A 22,486-nucleotide genomic window follows, 5' to 3' on the forward strand; every position below is an offset into this window, starting at 1 on the left:
AAATTAGAACTTGAAACCAGTAATCGCTACAACAGATGGACGCGGCGTGTTACCTCCGCGTACTTGCGGCCACGTGCTTGTTGGATTTGCTTTATCTTCCGTTTCCTCACCTGGGTGCTGAACACTTAGGAACAACGTTTTTTCATTCGGTGTAAAAGATGGTCCTGTTAACTCCGCTTCTTTTGGAGCAGATGCAAACTGGAACGCCTCTCCTTTGTCACGGCCGATTGTAGGAATCATGAACATGCCGTTGTTACCAAAGCTTGTCCACGCACCAGAATTCAGCTTGCTTGATGAAATGTCCGTCACTGTCCATAGGTTTGCGTTTGAATCGAACGTTAGATTGTCAGGCGCACTGAATCCGCTTTGACGACCTCCTGCTGCAAAAATCTCAAATTCAAAGCTCTCTGCACCATGATCTTCGTCTTTTTCAAAAAAGCGTGTGATGTGGCCATGAATGTTGCCGTGTTTATCGTTGTTTGTGTGTGCGATGAACACCGTACCGTCAAGTGGTGAAATCTCCACATCTTCCGGGCGGTCTGTCGGTGTCGCACCTAGAAGGATTGCCGCATCATGTGCGTTTACCACTACATCACCTTGTGTTTTAAACTTTTCTAAAAGGTCAGCTTTCCCTGCTGCTTTTTCACGAACCGCATCGATCGTTAACGGAAGCCATTTGCCGTTTGCAAGATCTGCTGCATAAAGCGTTCCTTCTTCTAAAAGCTTGCTGTTTTCTTTCCCTTTAGCTGCAGCATATTTGCCTTTACTCACAAACTTGTACACACAAGCATCCTTTTTGTCATCTCCCATGTAGACAACTACTCGTCCGTCGTTCGAGATTCCAACGCTTGCATTTTCGTGATTGAATCGACCAAGAGCCGTATGCTTTCTTACTTTAAAGTTCGGGTCAAAAGGATCAACTTCAATCACCCAGCCATAATGCGTTTGATCGAGATTTGCCGCTTTTGACGTATCCTCAAAGTTTTCTTCGCAAGATAACACCGTGTTCCATGGTGTTCGTCCGCCAGAACAGTTTGCAAATGTTCCTTGTGCAGAAGTTGCACCATTTACAGCTGCCGTTCCTTTAGCTGGACCAGTTAGGGCGAATGGCGTTAAACCTGTTACACGTCGAGCATACTCTGAATTTGTTTCCATCATCCATTTGCCGTTCTTCACTTTCACTTCAATAATAGAACCGCCTTGATTGTAGAGCATCTTTTCAATTTGTGCCGGTGTATATTTACCGTTAACTTTTTCTCCTTCAACATATAAAGGATTTGTATATTCGTGGTTTACCCAAAGCAAGCCATGTTCACTAGATTTGTCGATCGGAAAGTACATCGTAAAGTCATTATTAAATCCAAACGTGTCACCTTTTTTATTAATTACATCACCATAAGATGCAATCACTTCATATTTATATCCTTTTGGCAGAACAAGATCGTCTTTATCCGTTGGTGCGATTGGGTGAAACTTAAATCCTTTTTTGCGAGGCTTCATGCGCATCAAGCTGTCCGATTGTGCGTTAGCTGTTTCTGATAAAGCACCTAACCCCGTCGTAGCTGCAGCAAGTGCCGTTGCACCCGTACCCAAATACGTTAAAAAGGTTCTTCTATCCAATGGCTTCTTTTCCATGTCCATTTCCCCCTAGACCAAATAATTAATGTTGCATCTATAAGAATACTGTCGAAATGTTAAGACACTATGTAGAGGATTTAAACAAATGTTTAAGAATTTTTTGTTTTTTTATAAAGTTGCAACGTTCGCCGACATAAAACGATTAACCCTAACGGTAGGAATACGATACAAAAAGGATTTGATTATTATCCCATCAAACCTTTTATGAGATGAAGATTTCTGTTATAGAAAATATAAGTTGGGAAAATAGGGGAATTTCCTTTATACTAAAGAAGACACATGTCCATGTTTTTTCCCAATATACATTCCGATTGAGATAGGTATAATTAACTAGAGAGCTTTATTAGGAGTGAAGCCATGCAAATAGAAGTGGGGAGTTTCGTCATGTATAACGGCAAAGAATATCAAGTCGTTTGGATTTATGACAACGGAAACGTGGAGATTGTAACAGACGGACAACATAGAAAGATCGAGCTTGTACAAGAGGGAGATCTCACACACATACGATAAAAAAACTTCCGGAAGCAAATAGCCCGGAAGTTTTGTTTTTGTTTTTATTTCATTTTTTGTTGTTTGTGTTGGATGGTTTATTAATTGAAGCTTAATTATATTCTCAAATCACTAAAAAGAATTTTTGTTTTTAATACCCTCGCCAAGTTGATTAGAGCGGAAGGTGCGAGACTCCTGCGGGACAGGCCGGCAGGTGAGACACTTATACGTGAAACGTACGAATGTGGCTCACCGCCTGCCCCGCGGAAAGCGAAGCACCTGGAGCGCAGATCAACCTCTCTCAAAAACCTCGAAGCCTAACCCAACAAAAAGGATTTTTTACAACTTAGACCGCAAATAAGAATCAATAAACGGCGTGATCTCGCCATCCATCACAGACTGCACATTACCAACCTCAGTATTCGTCCGGTGGTCCTTCACAAGACTATAAGGATGGAAAACATAAGAGCGAATCTGACTCCCCCATCCGATCTCCTTCTGCTCACCACGAATTTCATTCAACTGTGCCTGCTGCTCTTCCAAACGACGCTGCACCAATTTTGCCATCATCATCTTCATCGCACGCTCACGGTTCTTGATCTGCGAACGCTCCGTTTGACACGAAACTACTGTGTTCGTTGGAATATGTGTCATACGAACAGCAGAGTCGGTCGTGTTAACGTGCTGACCACCTGCTCCAGACGCACGATACGTATCAATCTTAAGATCTTCTGTACGAATCTCGATCTCCGTATCATCTGTGATCTCTGGCATCACTTCACACGAAACGAAGGACGTGTGACGACGGCCGGATGAATCGAACGGTGAAATACGTACGAGGCGGTGAACCCCTTTTTCAGCCTTTAAATAGCCATACGCATTATGCCCTTTAATGCTAAGTGTTACAGATTTCACCCCTGCTTCATCACCTGGCAAGTAATCGAGCGTTTCTACTTTGTACCCTTGGCGCTCTGCATAACGAGTGTACATACGAAGCAGCATGGACGCCCAGTCTTGAGATTCTGTACCACCCGCACCTGGGTGAAGTTCTAAAATCGCGTTGTTTTTATCATACGGTTCGTTCAATAAAAGCTGAAGCTCAAAATCATTCAGCTTCGTGATCAAGGATTTCAGATCTTTTACAAGTTCTTTCTGAAGATCATCATCCGCTTCTTCTTTTACAAGCTCGTGTGCGATCTCTAGATCTTCATAAGCAGAAGCAAGCTCTTCAAACTCGTTCACTTGTTCTTTTAGCCCGTTCGCTTCATTAATAACGACTTGTGCTGCGTTTTGATCATCCCAAAACGTAGGTGCACTCATCTCTTCATCTAGTTCTGCGATACGCGCTTTCTTAGTATCAAGGTCAAAGAGACCCCCTAAAGTCGTTGATACGTTTTTCAATAACGTTTAATTCCTGTTTAACTTCTACTAAATCCATAGTCTTTGCACCTCATCTTATAGTTGTTCCATCTTTAAAATATGCGAACGCTGTTCAAATTAACCCTTTTTCACGTCTGATTACAAGCGTAAAGAGAGCCTATAAAAAGACTCTCTTCCCTCACGCAACTTCCTATTCTTGTTCAGCTCCGTGACATTGCTTGTATTTCTTTCCGCTTCCGCATGGACAAGGATCATTACGCTTGATTTCTTGTGCTTTACGAACCGGTTTCTTCTTTTTGGCTGTATCTTGTTTATCGCTCGGAACAACGGCTTTCCCTTCAGCCACTTGTTCACGTTGCATGTTTTGCTCGATCTGCGATTTTAAAATATAAGTTGTAACTTCCTCTTCGATCGCTGCAACCATCGCTTCAAACATCTCAAAGCCTTCAAACTGGTATTCACGCAACGGATCGTTCTGACCGTAAGCACGCAGGTGGATACCTTGACGAAGCTGTTCCATCTGATCGATGTGATCCATCCATTTGCTATCAACCGAACGAAGGATTACCGCTTTTTCAAACTCAGCGATCTGTTCAGCTGGAAGCTGTGTTTCTTTTTCAGCAAACGCCGCGTGTACTTTCGCTTGAATCTTCTCGATGATCTCTTCACGATCAAGACCGAATAGATCTTTTTCCGTAAACGTCGGCTCTGTGAACATCACAGCATTCACATAGTCTGCGATTTCTTTCGTGTTCCACTCTTCTTGAACTTCCGCTTCTGGTGTGTGAACCGTAACGATTCGCTCAAGTGTAGAATCGATCATGCGAAGAACGATATCACTCAAGTTCTCAGCATCCAGAACTTCTTGACGCTGTGCATAGATGATCTCACGTTGTTGACGCATAACATCGTCATATTGTAGAAGCTGCTTACGAGCATCAAAGTTCGATCCCTCTACACGTTTTTGTGCAGATTCAACAGCTTTTGTAACCATTTTAGACTCGATCGGCGTCTCTTCATCCATGCCAAGACGCTCCATCATTGTCATCAAGTTGTCAGAACCGAATCGACGCATCAGTTCATCTTCCATGGAGATGTAGAAACGGGACGAACCTGGATCTCCTTGACGACCCGCACGACCACGCAACTGGTTATCGATACGGCGTGATTCGTGACGCTCAGTACCAAGGATGTGCAGTCCGCCTACTTCACGAACTCCTTCTCCAAGCTTGATATCCGTACCACGACCGGCCATGTTCGTTGCGATCGTAACCATGCCAAGCTGACCTGCATTTTCGATGATCTCTGCTTCACGCTCATGGTTTTTCGCGTTTAGTACGTTATGCTTGATCTTACGCTTTGTTAAAAGCTGTGAAAGTAGTTCAGAGGTTTCAACGGCAACCGTACCAACAAGGATCGGCTGTCCTGTTTTATGACGCTCTTCAATTTCAGCCGCGATCGCTTTGAACTTGCCCTGCATCGTTTTATAAATAAGATCTGATCTGTCATCACGCGCGATCGGACGGTTCGTCGGAATACAGATAACATCCATGTTGTAGATGTTGCGGAATTCCTCTTCTTCCGTTTTCGCCGTACCCGTCATACCCGCAAGCTTGTTGTACATACGGAAGTAGTTCTGGAACGTGATCGTCGCAAGCGTCATACTCTCACGCTGAATCTCCAAACCTTCCTTCGCTTCAATCGCTTGGTGAAGACCATCGCTGTAACGACGACCAGCCATCAGACGTCCTGTGAATGGGTCAACGATTACGATCTCGCCGTCTTGAACGACATAATCCACATCTCGCTGCATGATGATGTTCGCTTTTAACGCCTGATTGATATGGTGATTCAGTGTTACGTGCTGATAATCATATAAGTTATCGATCGAGAACATCTGCTCCGCTCGGTTGATACCTTCTTCTGAAAGCTGAACGTTCTTTGTCTTTTCATCCACTGTATAATCGGTTTCTTTTTTCAGTTGACGCACAAACATGTTCGCCATCTGATAAAGCTGCGTTGATTTTTGAGCAGAACCTGAAATGATCAACGGTGTACGCGCTTCGTCAATTAAAATGGAGTCAACCTCATCGACGATCGCATAGTTACGGCGCTGAACCATCTGTTCTTTATAAACCACCATGTTGTCACGCAGATAATCGAAGCCGAACTCATTGTTCGTACCATATGTGATATCTGCTGCGTACGCCTCACGCTTTTCTTCTTTTGATAGATCAGAGACGTTCAGTCCAACACTTAAACCTAAGAAATTGTAAAGCGGCGCCATGATCTCAGAGTCACGACGAGCCAAGTATTCGTTGACTGTAACAACATGAGTTCCTTTTCCATCTAGTGCGTTTAAATAAACCGGCATTGTCGCTACTAACGTTTTACCTTCACCGGTTTTCATCTCTGCAATGTTACCTTCATGAAGCGCAACCGCACCCATAATCTGTACAGGATAATGACGCATGTTTAATACACGAGCTGATGCTTCACGCACCGTCGCAAACGCTTCAGGGAGAAGGTCATCCAGAGATTCTCCTTTTTCGATACGGCTCTTGAACTCAGCCGTTTTGTTCGCCAAAGCTTCATCATTTAAAGCCTTAAACTCTTCAGCTAACGTTTCCACTTTTTCCGCAATTCTCTCGTATCTATTCAACGTTCGGTCATTGGAACTTGGAAAAATCTTTTTCAAAATGCTAATCATCCGAATAACGCTCCCTGTTCTCGAAAATTATATACCACTTCTATTCTAACAGTTTGTGAAACGAGCCACAAGAAATCCCAAATCTTTTCATCGGAATTGTAGCATTCATCGTAAAGAAACTTCCTATATATGTGAAAAATTTGATACTTTCATAGAGACTGACGCACTAAATTTTGGTAAAATAATATAAAGATGGATGGGGGAGGTTCTGAATGGAAAACACTGATCTAGACAGGACAAACAGCACAGGGCAAGGACAGGAAGCGCAGCTGCAACAAAAGAAACAGCGAAGTGAAAAAAGCAAGACGATCATTCTTACCCTCGTTCTAAGCTTCTTTATCATCGGTGGCCTTGGTACATGGGGATATTATTCACTGTTCGGACCTAATTCTGTAGCGAGTGTGAATGCACCTACTGATGAGGAATTGACGGAGGCCGAAAAATCCAGCGGCACTGCTCTCTTCAAGCCAACCATGGAAGTTCCAAAAACCGAGATTCAAAGACGAATCAACGTGATTCATGAATTTTGGAACGGTGAGCTCGGCTATGATAAATGGTCGAAATATAACATAGACACACATACACCGGTATTAAAAGATATTGAAATCGATATACGAAATAAAATTCTGCCTTACGTTGCGGGTCCACTAAAGGCAGACATCGAGACCGCTCTTAGCAAGATTGAGAAAAGCATAAATTCTGAGAGTGTAGAGCCTTTAAAAGGTGTTCACCGCATCTTTCACGATCTCGATATCTCGTTGAACAATTATAAAGCTAGCGATTATTGGGACGTGACGGAAACAGGTAAGTGGATTAAGGAAGAAGTAAAAGAATAGGTGGATTGGGCACTGCTCTCGTGGTTGACTGAGGGTGGTGTTTTTTAGTTTTGTTGCTGAGATTTTGCATGTGTTTAAAGTATATGGTTCAAATAAAAGCACATAAAAAAGCTGACTTCATCACTGAAGCCAGCCCCTTTCATTACGATTTTGCCGTCGTCATATAATGATCTTTCAACTGATCACGCAATGTCCGCTTTAAAAACTTACCAACCGACGTTTTCGGAATCTCATCCATGAACACGATATCGTCTGGAATCCACCACTTCGCAAACTGCGGCCTCAAAAACTCAACAATATCTTCTTTTGGCACTTTTCCTTTTGCCTCAGGCTTCAACACGACACATGCGAGTGGTCGCTCCTGCCATTCGGGATGAGGAACAGCGATAACAGAAGCTTCAAAAACATCCGGAAACGCCATGATTGCATTCTCCAGATCAACGGACGATATCCACTCACCGCCGCTCTTAATGAGATCCTTCGTCCGGTCGACAATCTTCACGAATCCTTCTTCGTCCACCGTAACGACATCCCCGGTATGAAGCCAGCCATCGTTGAACGTGCCTTCTGTCCGATCATCGTTGTAATATTCGTCTGCGATCCAGTTCGAACGCAGCAACAGCTCACCCATCTCGTGACCGTCCCATTTCACTTCCCCGTTCGCACCGATTACTTTCATCTCAACACCTTGCACGACATAACCTTGCTTCGCTTTATAATCGAGCTTTGCTTCATCATCCAGATCAGATTGATAGGTTTTTAGACGCGTTGCAATGACGAGTGGACTCGTTTCCGTCATACCATAAGCATGCATGAACGGAATATTATGTTTTTCCTCGAAGGTTTTTATCATCCCTTTTGGTGCAGCAGATCCTCCGCAAATAACCGCTCGAATACTAGAAGTATCATAACTATTCTGTTCGAGTTCTTGAAGAAGCCCCATCCAAATCGTTGGTACACCTGCAGCAAAGGTTACTTTTTCCATCTCAATCAGTTCCGCTAAAAGCTGTGGCGTGAATCGCGGTCCAGGCATCACTTGCTTCGAACCGAACCAGGTTGCCGCATACGGAAGTCCCCAAGCATTTACGTGGAACATCGGCACAACTGGCATAAGAACATCACTTTCTGATACAGAACCGCCATCAGCAAGTCCTAGTGACATGGAGTGCAGCACTGTCGAGCGATGTGTGTACGTTACACCCTTTGGATTTCCTGTTGTCGCAGACGTATAGCACATCCCAACAGGGTCGTTTTCATCTACATTTTGCGGGAACTCATAAGCCGGGTCACCTGTTTCTAGAAGTTTTTCATAATGGTAAAGAGGCTGAAGCGGCGATTGCGGAAGCTCGTCCTCATCGGTCATCAATATAAACGCTTTTACATTAGGAATATGGTCTTTAAGAGCTTCAACAAGAGGTAGGATGTCCTGATCTACGAATAAAATCTGGTCATCGGCATGATTGATAATGTATGCGATATGCTGAGGGGAAAGTCGGATATTGATCGTGTGAAGTACAGCTTCAACACCTGGTATTGCGAAATAAGCTTCTAGATGACGATGGTGATTCCATGCAAGTGTTCCAACCCGCTCACCTTTTTGAACACCAAGGCGTTTTAGCGCGCTCGAAAGCCTGCGTGTTCGCTCACCAATCTCCCGGTAGCTGAACTTCCTGATCCCGGACATCGTGCGGCTCGTTACTTCCTTTTTCGCAAAATACCACTCCGCATGCTCTAGCATACTTGTAACTCGAAAAGGCACATTCATCATCATAACTACTTCTCCTCCTTAAATAGTAAACATAGTCATTAGTGTAAGCGTTTTCTTGTTACTCACTAGTTCCCCTTACCTACTTCAAAATCCTGCTGTGAAAACAGATTAGTAGGGAACAAAACACATAAAAACACGAAAAAAATTTTCCAGCTGAAAAAATTTTGAAATTTCATCCAGAATTTGCGATACACTTATAAAAAAACGGCATAAAAAGGAGTGTTTTCTTATGCCTGATTGGTCGTATCATACCTTTTTTAAACCGCTTCTGTTTCGCATGAAATCAGAGACAAGCCGCGATCTCACTTTACATACGATGAACACCCTCGCCAAACTGCCATTTGGTGATAAAATCATACAGTTTTTTGGCCATATGCAGCCAAGCAAAGAATTGGAACAAAAGCATGCTGAGATCACCTTTCCTTCACCTGTTGGCGTTAGTGGTGCATTAGATCCTCATCTGAATGGGACAAAAGCGTTCACTAACCTTGGCTTCGGTTTTATTGAAGTAGGGCCGATTACCGTTCTGCCACAAATTTCAGAGAGATCTATTTTACGTGATATAGAAAAAGAAACATTGGTGTATGGAAATTTTCATGAAAATTTGGGTCTTGATGCCGCTTTAGTAAAACTTCAATCTTTGAAGAGAACAACAATTCCACTGGGGATAATGATTAAGGGAGAAGCACTTCAGGAATATGAAAAGCTAGTTCAAAAGCTAGATGAACATGCTGCATTCTTTGTTATCGATGCGCAAGGCGCTTCTTATTTAGACCATATTCGGGAGCTTACACCTAAACCTCTTGTATTGGAACTTACTCATAAAAAGGTGATGAACTTTACAGAAGATATTCCTGTGGATGGATATATCATTCGTGAAGGAATTGAAAGGGATGATGGCGTCGAACTCGGACAGATGGAGATGCATCATCTAAAAGAAAGTATTCAACAGCTATTACCTTATAACAAGCCGATTATAGCTTCTGGTGGCGTACATGAACCTAGTGATGCAATGGAACTTTTTAGGGCAGGCGCCTCTCTCATTCAGCTTCATAGCGGATTTGTTTATTCAGGACCAGGTCTTCCGAAGCGCATAAACGAACGGATTTTGTACGAAAAACATCCTATCTCTAAACCAGTTGAACAAACAGGATGGATCTCCTTTTTCCTGATGGGACTTGGCGTTTTCATCGCAGGGATCATCGCTTTGATTATTGGACTAACAGAAGTTCTTCTGCCGTATGATGAACAATATTTAGGTATACAAAAAGAAGAGATTCAGGCATTCAGTCATCATTTGTTCCATTTCATGTCTCATGATCGAATTTGTTTAGCAGGTGTTATGATATCGGCAGGTTTTATGTTCATGCAGCTTTCGTATCATGGGATTCGGAATGGTGAACATTGGGCAAAAAAAGTGTATGTGATTGCTGCATCACTCGGTTTCTTAAACATCTTTTACTTTATGGGATTCGGCTATTTTGACAAGCTTCACTTTATTTATTACTTAATCATCCTTCCCTTTTTTCTTTATGGACTTTATCAAGCACGAAACCTCACAACGGGATCAAAAGGGTTGAATCTGTATAACACGCTTTCTTGGAAAAGAAGTCAGCTTGGTCAGAGCTTATTTGTCATATCAGGTATGTGCTTGCTCTCTGCAGGAATCGTGATTTCCATCATCGGAATGAACGGTGTTTTTGTGAAAGAAGACTTAATGTTCTTCGCACTAACACCTGAACAAATCACTGCGTTTAACGATAAGTTAATTCCATTAATCGCACACGATCGCGCTGGATTTGGCGGTGCTTTGATCTCAGAAGGATTTTTATTGTTAACCATAGCGTTATGGGGATATCGTGAAGGTGCAAAATGGGTGTGGTGGACACTGACACTCGGCGGTTTGCCAGGATTTTTAACGGGTGTTGGGACACATTTTATGATTGGGTACGACAATCACTTTCACCTTTCACCCGCTTATCTATTGTTTGTTTTTTATTTGGTTGGATTGGTTTACTCTTACCCTTATTTAAGTCGCAGTGGAGAGAATAAAATGAATGCTGTATCTGTATTGAAAGCAGAAAAAGTGTAGACATGGAGTCTGCACTTTTTTTCATTTTGCTTGTGATTGTCTTTGAAGGTGAAGTGCTTTACGTATAGCAAGGATCGTGCCTAAATGAAGACCTTCATGATAAAACGTTCGTGGCAGCACTTCCGCATAGGTGTTCATTCCGAGCTCAGTTGGTTCATCTAATTCTTGATCTAGACGATGACCAAACTGCTCCTGAATCACTTGAACCTGCTCCATCAACCGGTGGCGAAGCTCTTGAAGCGTTGGAGGTGTCTGCTGCCAATCCTCTGGCTTCGTTCCAAACCCGAATAACTCGCGATAATAAATGGGTGCCGGGTTATCTTCACGTGTTTTATGATACAGCCAATCGTACTGATCCAAAAAAATATGCCCCAAATTCCAACGGATGTTGTTGTTGAAACCCTCAGGAACAAAATCCGCTTCCTCCTCAGTGAGTCCTTCCACAGCACTCAGTGTGTTGTGGCGAAAAGCTACGAGTTGTTTTAACAGGATATCGTTTTTCATGGTTAGTGGCTCCTTCATTTAAAATATATCGGCGAGAATTAGTTTTTATCGGCGAGTTTCAGAATATATCGGCAAGAATCCATTTTTATCGGCGAGTTTCAAATTATATCGACAAAATTTTGATTATATCGGCAAGTTTCCTATCTCAAACTTAAAACACACCCCAAAGTGTCATGGGGTGTGTAGTCTATTTTTGTATATGTTAGTTCGTTCCCGCAATCAGTCCATATTTGCCGTCTTTACGTCTGTACACGACGTTCATCTCACCAGTTTCGGCATTGTTATAGACGAAGAAACTGTGGCCAAGTAAATCCATTTGGAGAATGGCTTCCTCTGTGTCCATTGGTTTCAGATCGAATCGTTTTTCACGAACAATCTCAAAATCTTCATCTTCCTCTAACAGAGCCGTTGATACGCCTTCTGTACCGTTAGCAAACATGTGCTTTGTGCCTTCAGCATTTCTAAATTTACGGTTTACTTTTGTTTTGTGTTTTCGAATTTGACGCTCTAATTTTTCTACCACCAAATCAATCGCAGCGTATAAATCCAAATGACGTTCCTCTGCACGAAGCAGCAGGCCCTTCATCGGTATCGTTACCTCAATGGATTGTTCATTGTTGTACACCTTCAGATTGACATGTACTTCAGAGTTCGGAGTTTCGTTAAAGTACTTTGTGAGTTTCGTCACCTTTTTCTCAACGTAAGCCCTAATGGCTTCTGTCACCTCGATGTTTTCTCCACGAATGTTAAAATGCATAACTTAACTCCTCCTTTCGGTGATGTATATATATTTCGATATACCCCAAAAGAATTCCTCCGTAACATTTAAAATATTTTGACAATATTTTTACACTATCGACAAAATCTTTACAATGGTGAAAAACCTTATGTTATCGGGTTAAAATCTGATCAGCTAGCTAAATGAGAACGAAAAATAAATTTCACTTACATTCTGCTAGTTCAAAACTATGTGGTATACTAGGAATTAACCTTTGAAGCTTTAAGACATTTTACAAAACCTGTTCCATCACCCTACTCGAACTGTTGAGTGGGGTTTTTTCATGTAATATTTTTAGACAAAACAAAAAAACAGGCTCTAAAGAGAACCTGTTTTCATATAACGAAGCTTATGCTTTTTGAACGTTAGCAGCTTGAGCGCCACGAGCACCTTGCTCAACTTCGAAAGTTACTTTTTGACCTTCGTCTAAAGATTTGAAACCATCAGTTTGGATAGCTGAGAAATGTACGAATACATCGTCTCCGTTTTCGCGCTCGATGAATCCGAAACCTTTTTCTGCGTTAAACCATTTTACTGTACCTTGTTCCATGTTTGTTGCCTCCTAGTGCGTTACCACACGATATATTGCTACTCTTGCCCAAAGTATTGCTAAAGAAGAAAAGTCGAAACTCATACACTCTTTTACGCCGAACAAAAATAATCTATACCCATCATAACAGTGATTGCGTTATGTTGCAAACGAATCATTCATAATAAGAAATATTTTCTAAAAATAAAAACCCGCCTGCGTGAACAGACGGGAGTAAAAGTATGGTCATATTGCCTGGAATTATAGTTTAGTTACGTTTGCCGCTTGAGGCCCACGAGCTCCATCTACAATATCAAACTCGACTTGCTGACCTTCATCAAGGCTTTTGAATCCTTCAGTGTTGATTGCAGAGAAGTGTACGAACACATCGTCTCCGTCTTCGCGCTCGATAAATCCAAAACCTTTTTCTGCGTTAAACCATTTTACTTTTCCTAACATGCCTTTCACAATCCCTTCATCATGCGAATCTTTGTATAGATCTTCTATACACTTTATAGTATGACATATACCCAAAAAAGTTGTCAAAGGCTTAAGATTAGCGAAAAATAAGAAGTTTTGTCGAAAAAACTTTATGATAATTATTGAATAAAAATACATTAAATAGCTCTTATATGCATCATTCACTCACCTTCGCCGCCGCTCATTTTTCAGATTCTATTTGTTACTTCTAATCCAAGCTTGGCCACATATAATGCACTATACAGCGAAGGAACATTAAACAGTTGTTTAAAAGGAGGCAATGGACGTTGCTGCAAATGATTGAAAAAGTCGTACTAGCTATGGCGGCCATTCGTATTTTATCAGGTACTTTAGAGATTACCGCAGCGCTATTCATGCTGCATTACAATACGGTAGAACGAGCTCTCGTTATCAATTCCATGCTTTCCATCATCGGCCCGATCATCTTTTTCTCCACGATGACGCTCGGAATCTATGGATTATCAACGAAATTGTCATTCGGAAGCTTGATCTGGATCATGCTTGGCGTCGTTTGTATTGTTTATGGGATAAAGAGATAGTTGTAAGTAACCTCATTTCAAATAATCTCGCAGTAACTGCAAGTATTCTCACGAAAATCACTGTTAATCTCACGAGAATTTTTATAATCTCACGAAAAGGCCAATATAAACGCGAGTCGACAAACTGACAACAACCTTAAAACCGATATCCAGACAAATACGTTAGAAACTCTTTTTGTTTACCATGATTGTACTTCGTTAACGCATAGGTATGAGCATCCGGAATATCGACTGAATAGCAGTCCACCTCTAGCAATCGTCCTTCTAACAGCTCTCTTCTTACTGTTGATAACGGTAAGAACGAAATTCCTAACCCTTCCGCAATAAAGCGCTTTGTAATGTGAATCTGAGACACCTTCATCATCCGCACGCCGGGATAACGGGATTTAACACGTTTGCAGAGATCATCCCAATATCCTGGATGGTTATGGGTTAGAAGATAGTTTGAGAGCAGCACTTCTTTTTCATCCAGCGGAGGAGCTGCTTCAAAATCCAGCCCATCGTGCGGTGCCACTAAAACGATTTTGTCTTGATAAAGCATCTGACTCGTAATTTCAGAGTGCGTACTTCCTAAACAAGAAAGCCCAAGGTCCACATCCTCGTTTAAAACCGCTTCTTCAATATCTTCTGAATCAATGATCTTTATCGATATCTCCACATCGGGATTGGCTTTTACATATCGTTTCAAAACAGAGGGCAGAATCGTATCTGCAATAAGAGGTGAGATTCCGATACAAAGCTTCGTATCATAGCCTTGCTGAAACGCATTAAGATCCTGTAGTCCACTTTCATACACTTCCATCAGTTTTCTCGCATGCTGCAGGTACCTTCTCCCTTCCGCCGTCAGCTTCACTCTTCTTCCATCACGTAAAAATAGAGCCATCCCTAATTCAGACTCCAGCATTTTTATATGTATAGAAACAGAGGGTTGTGAAACGTGTAAAATTTCAGATGTTCTTCTGAAATTCTCGCATTCTGCAGCAGTGATAAAAGTTTGTAGCCAGGTAAACTCCATACTTTTGATCCCCTCCCTGATTATTATTTTTTATCAAATCAATCAAAAACAATTAATATCATATATCAACTTCTTCTTATACAATGATACTAAATAATGGAAGGAGTGAAAACCATGATGCAAAAAGGACTTAAAGGAATCGTTGCAGCGGAAACAGCGATTAGTCATATTGATGGTACAGAGGGTAAGCTCATTTATAGAGGTTACGCGATTGGTGACCTTACTTCACGTTTCTCGTTTGAAGAAGTGGCGCACCTTCTTTGGTTCGGTGAACTCCCTGATAAAAATCAATTACAAAAGCTTAAAGTTGAGCTGATAAAAAATCGAGAGCTCCCTCTTCATATAAAACACATTTTAGACCATCTGCCTAAAGATATGGATTTGATGAGTGTAATCCGAACCGCCATTTCGTCTGAAGATGTGGCAAGTTATGGATGGAAGCCAAGCGTATCACAAGCCATTCGGTTAACGAGTCTTGTTCCGACCATCATTTGCTATTGGACACGTCTTTTAAATGGTAAGCCTTTTGTTGAGGCATCTACCGAGTTAAGTCATGTTGAAAACTATCTATATATGCTGACAGGAGATATACCAACCAAAGCTCATACACTAGCACTTGAAACGTATATGATTCTAACGCTCGAGCACGGAATGAACGCCTCCACTTTTTCGGCTCGGGTTACAGCATCGACCGAATCGGATATGGTTTCAGCTGCAACATCTGCAATCGGAACGATGAAAGGACCTCTTCATGGCGGAGCACCTTCAGGAGTCATTGATTTACTAGACGAAGTTCGAAAAGTTGGAAGTGCTGAACAAGTGATACGAGGTAAATTAGAGAATGGAGAAAAGCTCATGGGATTCGGTCACCGTGTTTATAAAACTCACGATCCACGAGCTGTTGCACTAAAGGCAAAACTTTTAGAGTTAGTCGGTGAAGATGAGTGGTTAGATCTCGCGCTTGAAGTAGAAACAATGGCGATCGCGTTGCTCGAGGAATACAAACCGGGCAGAGCGTTGTATACGAACGTTGAATTTTACGCCGCAGCGATTATGAAAGCGATCGACCTAGATTCTGCTTTATTCACCCCTACCTTTACAGCAAGTCGAATGGTGGGATGGACCGCTCACATTTTGGAGCAATCAGAAGACAACACGATTTACCGTCCACAGTCTGTATATACAGGGAAGTTTCACGATAAAGTTACAATTAACGAATAGCCATTCCATATAGAAGCATCTCTAATCTCAATGGTAAAATAAAGTAAGAACCGCTCGAGAAAGAGGTGCTTTTTAGTGATTCTGAAATCAATTCTATACAGAAAAGATAAGAAACAAGAAGGATATCCATTTCAACTTCCACTTTTTCAATCCTTAGAGTCTCTTCACTTTCAAAAACCTGTCACCATCAGAAATGAAAGAATCGGCGTTACAAGAATTAGCAAACATTGACTGCAAGACGCCAGGGACTTAACTAGTTAGTAATTAGACAAAAAAAGTGACGCATGAATAAAACTAATCATGAATTAGCTCCTGTTAAAAAATGATTATCTTTCTAACTTTTGTAAGATATCTAAAGTCTTCAAATTGTTATGATAACCAATTAAGTTTCCATAACCGAAGTCTTTAGTAGCTTTTACAGAAATCTTGTTGACGTTTTGATGGTGGTAAATACTTTTTTGACATGCTCCTCAGTGATTGCCAAAATTCTAATAGCATTACCGTCAATTTACTTCTGGGTATCCGATGTCTGAAAAAGAGAGTTTGTTTTCAGCTAAATAATCAAGCAGCGTCTTTGCATTGGCTCGGTACGCTCGCTTTGTATGTTCGGAGAACTCTTTACCTTTTACAAAAACGCGCGCAAAAAAGAACATCTCGATAAAATCCCGTTCGCTCGCTTCTCTCAAGTTGAAATTTCGATCTTCATCTAAAAAGTTCTTATTTTTCCAAATTATATATCAACTCTTTACGGTTTCCAGTTTATTCTTGTGGCTCTCCTCACATTGTGAAAATAGAATCAACTTATTTTCATTTAGTTTTAGGTATTAAGTATTTAATCCATTTAAATAGGATGACGTACCTGACAGATTACTATATACATATTATCAGTTAATTTCTTAAAACAATAAGGATAATACATCCTTATCTTTATTGTTATTAATAAGTATAAATTACGAACTAACGTTCCGGAAAATATTTAATTATTGAATAGTCAGATAATTAAATGGTAGAATTTATGAAAATCAGTAATTCTTTATTTAAATACATAAACTGGAAAAATTTCATATTGGGGTGATATGATGTCGGTGTTATTAAAGAAATGCTATGACAACAAGAAAGGCTATTTTTACATCCCTGTGGTGTGGAGCGAGGAATTTCAGTTTGAAGTGGGAGGAAAAGTTAGTCTAGGTATTGAGGATGATAAAATTGTAATTGATAAACATACTAATCGAAGATATACACAGTTGATAGGTGTGAGGGGTAGGATTACGATACCTGTAGAGATAAGAGAAGTACTTAAAGATCAAACGTATCAAATGTTAGTTAAGCAAGATACGGAACAAATTATATTAATACCAGCCTAAACCTTTTTAAAAAACACATCTATCTAATTATGTGTGTTTTTTGTATGTAATACATTAATAAATACGGTACATGAAATTTATAACATTTACATAAATTGTTGAACCTTCCTTAAAGCGCTTAGCGAAAGATTTAGGTTGAAATTCATGAATAACGTTGCGATTAAAGGTATTTAAAGTACGCCTAGCTTATTTGTTATTTATTTCTCTAAAGAGAAAACGTTACTGTATACATAAAGGTATTTTGTCCTTAAAATACATTTGGAAAACTTCCAGTATACCTTAGATAGGAATATTACTCAGATCAGTTCTTAATTTGTGATTATTAAATAAAAGATAATACAGAAGACTACTAAACCAAGTCCGAACATCCCGTAGCCGAATTTTCGTAGTCTAGGTATCTTTCGTGTTACGATAAGAGGGAAAGTGACTAATGCAATTGTAACTACTAAAAAGATAAAATTAATAAGTTCTTCACCTCATGGTCCTCCTCTTAGTTCGACTGTTTCAGACGATAATAGATGTCTTCTGCGTCTTTGTTAGAAATATAAGCGCTAGTTGCTTCTGTTGCTGCATTTAATCCTCCACCTATCCCCATAAGAGCGCCGATTAAAGTAGTCCTTACTAGATAAAGGAGAAGTAAGAACAGCAACATTTGCGCCAGTTAGACTCGCGCCTAATAATCCATAGGCTTTTATTTCACTTTCTCTTGCATCATTTAAAGCTTGTTTGAAAGCCTCTAGGTCGTCACGGTTTCCTGATGTTTCTTTATAATAAGGGTATGCTTCTGAACTTAGAGAAATGTTCCAACCGATGTTTCATTCTCATAAAAGGACTTCTAATAATACAAGTCAAACCATAGGTCACTACCTTTTTGTGTGTAACTTTCGGAATGGTGGGTAGAATTTGTTTCTGCAATTAATTCCACAGCCCTTCTACGTTGTTTTTTTTAATCGGAACATCATTCTAGGAATAAAAGTTAAGATGTTCCATAACAATTCAAATAATAGTACACTTGTAATTTCCCCTAACACACCTCTAATAGATCTCCTGTATCCGCTTTTGTTCATTATCTTCTTCCTACCTGCTAGTTTGTTTAATAGATTCATTAAAAAGTGCGTTAATCCTTCTTGGATCAACGCACCCGATTGCAGAAGATATTATTCTTTATACCAGCTTTCATCAAATATAAGATTCAGTGTATTGCCGAACAATGTTCCAAATCTAATGAACGCTCTTCCTTTTGGAGTAATTATATTCCTATCTTGTACTACTAGAGAATCACAATAATTTTCTTTTTCAAAAACACCAGTCATCAATCGGTTTTCTTCAGTCATACCAATAGTATACTTTTTCCCTTTTAAACCCCTGCTTTTGCTAGAAGATAAGAAGAACTTGAAATACTCGCAATCACAGTTACTTTATTGTGAATTTGTTGTATAAACTCTATTAACTTATTTTCATCATCTAGCGAAAATATATCCATGCATCCCGGTAATAAGAGACTATCTATTTCATTATCGTTAAGATCATCAATAGTAGTATCAGGCACACAAGTTAATCCGGATTCTCCTCTAATCGGTCGATCATTAACTCCTACTGTGATGATAGGTTTATTTGATTGCATTAATATCGATATAGCTACAATTAATTCATACTCACTAAATTGAGGATATAGTAATACTACCGTTTTCTTGAATATTAAATACCTCGTTTCAAAATTATGCAAAATAAAAAAACTGGTTGTTATAAAAACGCACCCGTTAGTTCAATAAGGATCACGACAAAATTTATTTTATATAGTCAAATATTTTAATGTCTACCTCATCTAAACACCCAACCTATCCTTATAATACAAAGCGTCCAGTAATTGAGATAGTTATACCATAGAGATAAGGCGAAAATTAAACTACGAATGTTAGTTTGTATTTTACTTTTTTCAATATAAGACGATATAACTATATGTTCTAACATTTCAAAAATATTACTTTTGAGGAGGGAATGACATGCAAATTGGAACAATCAATAACCTTAATCTTCAAACAATCAACAATTTGGTCTCTACAACAAAAAATGCATCACCAACACAATCAAACTTAGCAACCGAAAGCATTACACAAAAAAGAGCAACAAACGGTATTATATTGGACATTGGAAATGAGGTTTTTTCAGAAAGACAATTAAATGCAATTAGCGATGTTTTTGTAAGTATGACTGTTAAATTTCAACATTCAATGCAAGAAGTAGGTGGTTATGACTCGGATATATTTTCATCTTTAGCTGCAAAATATGTTGAAGTAAAAGGGGCTTGGGAAAAAATATACGGCTACAGTGGAGATGTTTTGAAAGGGTTAATAAATGCTTTAGACAAAAATTACAATAAAGCGATTGAAAGTATTGCTGATTCTATCGAATGGGAAGTTGGGGATGCTTTCCAAAAAAGCATGTCAAAAATATCGCATAATGAAGCTATCGCCCTATCAAGAGCGACCTCTAGTCATGTACACTTCAGTTTTGATGAAAGATGGTCAGAAGAAATACAAGCATACCGGTCATTTTCAATGACTTTAAAGAGTAGCATTATCAACATGGGAGAAATGGCAAAGCAATATATGCTTGAGGGCAACACCATGCCGAAAACTGAAGATGAAAAGAATAAATTTGATAGTTATATTTCTCAAATAGAGGGTGATAGTGTTGAGAAATTTTCAGCTAGTGATATTAAAATGATTGCTCTTACATCTAATGCATATTTAAAACATGATTATGGAGAGATGCTTAGAGCACTTTCGGGATTAGCTGATTGGAGTGTTGAACGTGGTTATTCAGAAAATACTATGAATGGTTTCCTTGATACCATGCTTAAAAGTGTTGCGATACGACAAAATATCAAACTGGATAATTTAAGCATTCAAGAAATGATGAAAAAATTATTAGAAAAGTATGTAATAGAACCTGGAAGTAGGCCTAGTCCGTATATAGGATTCTAATTGATGAAAAAACGAGAGGTTGTTATTGAATTCTACTTAATAAGTCTAAATGAGCATTTCTAAATACAATAATCACCATATGTGAACCGATGACAGGTACCCTAAGCTACTTGTAACTCATTTTGATTTGTTCCAGTGGCGTGCTGTCTGTTGTTGCAGCCTCAAACATGTTTCTACAAGTAGGGGGTGGACAGTTTAGTTCACGGAAAATTGTCCAACGCACCCGTACGTCCTACTGCTACTGATAATATTAAATCCTATAAAAAACCAGTAAAAACTGATTTACCTTATAATACGAAAGCACCCGTTAGCCATCCATGCAGCACAAAATCAGTGCTGCACCACAGAGAATGAAAATGTTTAGGAAGTATCAATACTGATACTGACCTTAATCCAGTCTACCATAATCCATAGACTTATTTATGCTCTCCTCTTTTTTAAACGATTAGGTAGGGGTCTTCTTAAGTATTGTCTTTTTTTTTTCTTGAAAATTTCATGGTAGTTTAATAAGAACAGCGACACTTATTAAACAATAGCGCCCGATTGTGGAGTATAAATAAACCCATTCTAAAAAAAACGCATTGTTAATTAACAGTACGGTTTTTTAAAATTCTATTTATAAGCCAAAATTTGTTCTGTGTATGTTTTAAAGTCTATTAGATGTCTTTCAATAATTTTCTGTACAATCTCAAGATTTACTTCTTAATAATCGTGAACAGCAATATTTCTAAAGCCCACCATTGCCTTTAGTCCCTTAGATAAGTCTATTGTTATGATGTTATTCTGCTGTAGAAGATCAAACGTCTCTCGACTGGTTTGAGGGATACCCAACTTTTTCTCTGCTACTACATGCATACCTAGATCAATCGCCGCTTCACATGCACGTTGGATATTCAAGATGATCGAATCTTGTTTCGTAAAGTTTTCTAAATTCAATGGAGTATTATCATACTCTTCATTAATCCGCTTTAAGCATCTTTCTATGATGCTAATCTTGTTAAGTATCACATCATTTTTCATAGACCGATCCACTCTCTTCTATTCTTTTCATCACGATTTCTCGTTCTTCGTTTAGCTTCGCATACATTTTAAGTGTCTTCATCTCAAATTCCATCCTGCGTTTATCATCTTTACAGAATATCGTTTTACCAGATTGGATAATTTGAGCTGCAAATACAGTAGAGGCATGATTCAAATCAACGAGATCAACATCCTTATTAATCATTGTAGCGAGCTCTTGACCCATCATAAAACGGTCGTACTTCTCTATTTTTTGATCACTCAAATACGCGATATCTAGATCACTGTCTACTCTGTCCGTTCCTTTGGCCGTGGAACCGAAAACAACAATCAGATAAGGAGATAACTTTTCAGTTAAAAGAGTAATAACTTGTTCCTCTATTTTACGGTCCACATCAGCACCTCCAGAATTTCTATCGTTATAGTGTATGACAGCTTCTATACTCACTATCCTCTTTCATTTCTATAAAAAGTATATCATGAATAAGTCATAACAACTTACTTTCCTAACCTGAATTTTCTGTATGTCAGGTTTATTTATTAACTAACTTTCCGCTAAATAAACTTTGGATAAAATCAGGATCATTGATAAATTTTACTTCGTTGCTGTTAAACGTAAACCTTTCCATAATGACTTCTTCCTACTGTCTTTTCACTTCTGAGAAGTCTTGTTTCTCTTTTTCTGTTTGAGTCAAATCCATTAGAGAGAGTTTCATATATTCGTCTATCCACTTTCCGAACCATGTCTTTACGTTTCAATATAACCACCTCATTACAATTTTTCTAAACTATATATCGGAATATCGTTCGATAATTAAATATTTCTCGTATAAAAATTGTCATAGTTTTCCCTCCTGATTTAATTAAAAAAGAAGGACTCCGAAAAATCCTTGCGGTATCTATCTTCAATAACGATATTCGTTATCTGGGGAGTTCTACCTTGCGCTAGCTTCGTTGAAGTAACACTTCGTCACTTAGGTGTTGATAATCTTTTACCTTTACTTCATAGATTCTCCATTTCATTTCGAGCTCTCCCTTCTTTGATTAGAAGGACAGAGTCATCACGAAAAGAGGAGAGGAGTCAAGGGACATGAAGTTTGTGTAAGTTTTGGCTA

At 39.5% G+C, this 22,486-nt stretch carries 22 protein-coding genes and 2 pseudogenes; 7 read left to right on the plus strand and 17 right to left on the minus strand.

What is annotated here, in order from left to right:
• Nucleotides 1–3: 3 nt before the first annotated feature.
• A complete protein-coding gene (locus tag I5J82_RS14010) occupies nucleotides 4–1,635 on the minus strand; it encodes a PhoX family protein (RefSeq protein ID WP_198768348.1) in 1,632 nt (543 codons plus the stop codon).
• A gap of 360 nt (nucleotides 1,636–1,995) precedes the next feature.
• Between I5J82_RS14010 and I5J82_RS14015 the strand changes: the two genes are divergently transcribed.
• Nucleotides 1,996–2,148 carry a hypothetical protein gene (locus tag I5J82_RS14015; protein ID WP_153237401.1) on the plus strand — a complete coding sequence of 51 codons (153 nt, stop codon included), beginning with the start codon at nucleotides 1,996–1,998 and terminating at the stop codon, nucleotides 2,146–2,148.
• Between the two features lie 318 nt (nucleotides 2,149–2,466).
• Here I5J82_RS14015 and prfB read toward each other — a convergent pair.
• Both prfB and secA read right to left on the minus strand, forming a co-directional pair.
• Nucleotides 2,467–3,565, minus strand: a protein-coding gene (prfB, locus tag I5J82_RS14020; protein WP_233096490.1) for a peptide chain release factor 2 whose coding sequence is annotated in 2 segments (ribosomal slippage) — nucleotides 2,467–3,501 and nucleotides 3,503–3,565 — 1,098 coding nt in all. Because the reading frame shifts where the segments join, the coding sequence is not laid out codon by codon here.
• Between the two features lie 132 nt (nucleotides 3,566–3,697).
• A complete protein-coding gene (gene secA / locus I5J82_RS14025) occupies nucleotides 3,698–6,217 on the minus strand; it encodes a preprotein translocase subunit SecA (RefSeq protein ID WP_198768350.1) in 2,520 nt (839 codons plus the stop codon).
• Between the two features lie 212 nt (nucleotides 6,218–6,429).
• Here secA and I5J82_RS14030 point away from each other — a divergent pair, with 212 nt between their 5' ends.
• Nucleotides 6,430–7,053 (plus strand): hypothetical protein, encoded by a 624-nt coding sequence (locus I5J82_RS14030; protein WP_198768351.1) that lies wholly within the window; start codon nucleotides 6,430–6,432, stop codon nucleotides 7,051–7,053.
• Nucleotides 7,054–7,195: 142 nt separating this feature from the next.
• Here the strand turns inward: I5J82_RS14030 and I5J82_RS14035 are convergent, their stop codons facing one another.
• The gene (locus tag I5J82_RS14035; protein ID WP_198769024.1) at nucleotides 7,196–8,821 is read right to left on the minus strand and encodes a long-chain fatty acid--CoA ligase; all 1,626 of its coding nucleotides are present in this window, start codon (nucleotides 8,819–8,821) and stop codon (nucleotides 7,196–7,198) included.
• 229 nt (nucleotides 8,822–9,050) lie between these two features.
• Between I5J82_RS14035 and I5J82_RS14040 the strand changes: the two genes are divergently transcribed.
• A complete protein-coding gene (locus I5J82_RS14040; RefSeq protein ID WP_198768352.1) occupies nucleotides 9,051–10,913 on the plus strand; it encodes a dihydroorotate dehydrogenase in 1,863 nt (620 codons plus the stop codon).
• A gap of 21 nt (nucleotides 10,914–10,934) precedes the next feature.
• Here I5J82_RS14040 and I5J82_RS14045 read toward each other — a convergent pair whose 3' ends face one another.
• The 4 genes from I5J82_RS14045 to I5J82_RS14060 all read right to left on the minus strand — a co-directional run bounded on the left by I5J82_RS14045 (nucleotide 10,935) and on the right by I5J82_RS14060 (nucleotide 13,183).
• Nucleotides 10,935–11,417 (minus strand): DinB family protein, encoded by a 483-nt coding sequence (locus tag I5J82_RS14045; protein ID WP_233096491.1) that lies wholly within the window; start codon nucleotides 11,415–11,417, stop codon nucleotides 10,935–10,937.
• Nucleotides 11,418–11,619: 202 nt separating this feature from the next.
• Nucleotides 11,620–12,174, minus strand: a complete 555-nt coding sequence (gene hpf, locus I5J82_RS14050; protein ID WP_198768354.1) for a ribosome hibernation-promoting factor, HPF/YfiA family — start codon at nucleotides 12,172–12,174, stop codon at nucleotides 11,620–11,622.
• 370 nt (nucleotides 12,175–12,544) lie between these two features.
• Nucleotides 12,545–12,745, minus strand: coding sequence for a cold shock protein CspC (gene cspC, locus I5J82_RS14055; RefSeq protein WP_077359956.1), 201 nt, complete (start codon nucleotides 12,743–12,745; stop codon nucleotides 12,545–12,547).
• 240 nt (nucleotides 12,746–12,985) lie between these two features.
• Nucleotides 12,986–13,183 carry a cold shock domain-containing protein gene (locus I5J82_RS14060; RefSeq protein ID WP_130296881.1) on the minus strand — a complete coding sequence of 66 codons (198 nt, stop codon included), beginning with the start codon at nucleotides 13,181–13,183 and terminating at the stop codon, nucleotides 12,986–12,988.
• 317 nt (nucleotides 13,184–13,500) lie between these two features.
• Between I5J82_RS14060 and I5J82_RS14065 the strand changes: the two genes are divergently transcribed.
• Entirely contained in the window at nucleotides 13,501–13,764 is a 264-nt protein-coding gene (locus tag I5J82_RS14065) for a YqhV family protein (RefSeq protein ID WP_198769025.1), read from the plus strand.
• A 136-nt stretch (nucleotides 13,765–13,900) separates the two neighbouring features.
• Here I5J82_RS14065 and I5J82_RS14070 read toward each other — a convergent pair whose 3' ends face one another.
• Nucleotides 13,901–14,779 carry a LysR family transcriptional regulator gene (locus tag I5J82_RS14070; protein ID WP_198768355.1) on the minus strand — a complete coding sequence of 293 codons (879 nt, stop codon included), beginning with the start codon at nucleotides 14,777–14,779 and terminating at the stop codon, nucleotides 13,901–13,903.
• A 114-nt stretch (nucleotides 14,780–14,893) separates the two neighbouring features.
• On the opposite strand from I5J82_RS14070, the gene I5J82_RS14075 reads away from it, so the two are divergent.
• Nucleotides 14,894–16,000, plus strand: coding sequence for a citrate synthase/methylcitrate synthase (locus I5J82_RS14075; protein ID WP_198768356.1), 1,107 nt, complete (start codon nucleotides 14,894–14,896; stop codon nucleotides 15,998–16,000).
• Here the strand turns inward: I5J82_RS14075 and I5J82_RS14080 are convergent.
• Together I5J82_RS14080 and I5J82_RS14085 are read right to left on the minus strand one after the other, a co-directional pair.
• Nucleotides 15,990–16,142, minus strand: coding sequence for a hypothetical protein (locus tag I5J82_RS14080; protein WP_198768357.1), 153 nt, complete (start codon nucleotides 16,140–16,142; stop codon nucleotides 15,990–15,992). The genes I5J82_RS14075 and I5J82_RS14080 overlap by 11 nt on opposite strands.
• 361 nt (nucleotides 16,143–16,503) lie before the next feature.
• Nucleotides 16,504–16,653, minus strand: a complete 150-nt coding sequence (locus tag I5J82_RS14085) for a hypothetical protein (RefSeq protein WP_198768358.1) — start codon at nucleotides 16,651–16,653, stop codon at nucleotides 16,504–16,506.
• A gap of 426 nt (nucleotides 16,654–17,079) precedes the next feature.
• Between I5J82_RS14085 and I5J82_RS14090 the strand changes: the two genes are divergently transcribed.
• Nucleotides 17,080–17,364 (plus strand): hypothetical protein, encoded by a 285-nt coding sequence (locus I5J82_RS14090; RefSeq protein ID WP_198768359.1) that lies wholly within the window; start codon nucleotides 17,080–17,082, stop codon nucleotides 17,362–17,364.
• 490 nt (nucleotides 17,365–17,854) lie between these two features.
• Here I5J82_RS14090 and I5J82_RS20370 read toward each other — a convergent pair whose 3' ends face one another.
• The 4 genes and pseudogenes from I5J82_RS20370 to I5J82_RS20380 form a co-directional block, all read right to left on the minus strand.
• Nucleotides 17,855–18,016: a hypothetical protein gene (locus I5J82_RS20370; RefSeq protein WP_233096492.1), complete on the minus strand. Its 162-nt coding sequence runs from the start codon at nucleotides 18,014–18,016 to the stop codon at nucleotides 17,855–17,857.
• Between the two features lie 37 nt (nucleotides 18,017–18,053).
• Nucleotides 18,054–18,176: pseudogene (locus I5J82_RS20670) on the minus strand (hypothetical protein); the annotation flags it as partial.
• 345 nt (nucleotides 18,177–18,521) lie between these two features.
• On the minus strand, nucleotides 18,522–18,698 hold the full coding sequence (locus I5J82_RS20375; RefSeq protein WP_233096493.1) for a hypothetical protein: 177 nt from the start codon (nucleotides 18,696–18,698) through the stop codon (nucleotides 18,522–18,524).
• A gap of 23 nt (nucleotides 18,699–18,721) precedes the next feature.
• Nucleotides 18,722–19,090 (minus strand): DJ-1/PfpI family protein, encoded by a 369-nt coding sequence (locus tag I5J82_RS20380; protein ID WP_233096494.1) that lies wholly within the window; start codon nucleotides 19,088–19,090, stop codon nucleotides 18,722–18,724.
• 277 nt (nucleotides 19,091–19,367) lie between these two features.
• On the opposite strand from I5J82_RS20380, the gene I5J82_RS14105 reads away from it, so the two are divergent.
• Nucleotides 19,368–20,351, plus strand: coding sequence for a hypothetical protein (locus I5J82_RS14105; RefSeq protein WP_198768360.1), 984 nt, complete (start codon nucleotides 19,368–19,370; stop codon nucleotides 20,349–20,351).
• Between the two features lie 612 nt (nucleotides 20,352–20,963).
• Here the strand turns inward: I5J82_RS14105 and hepT are convergent.
• Both hepT and mntA read right to left on the minus strand, forming a co-directional pair.
• A pseudogene (hepT, locus tag I5J82_RS14110) lies at nucleotides 20,964–21,371 on the minus strand (type VII toxin-antitoxin system HepT family RNase toxin).
• Nucleotides 21,361–21,765, minus strand: coding sequence for a type VII toxin-antitoxin system MntA family adenylyltransferase antitoxin (gene mntA / locus I5J82_RS14115; protein WP_198768361.1), 405 nt, complete (start codon nucleotides 21,763–21,765; stop codon nucleotides 21,361–21,363). The pseudogene hepT and the gene mntA overlap by 11 nt, the downstream one beginning before the upstream one ends.
• Nucleotides 21,766–22,486 lie beyond the last annotated feature (721 nt).

This window comes from Fictibacillus halophilus, assembly GCF_016401385.1.
Lineage (GTDB): Bacteria > Bacillota > Bacilli > Bacillales > Fictibacillaceae > Fictibacillus > Fictibacillus halophilus.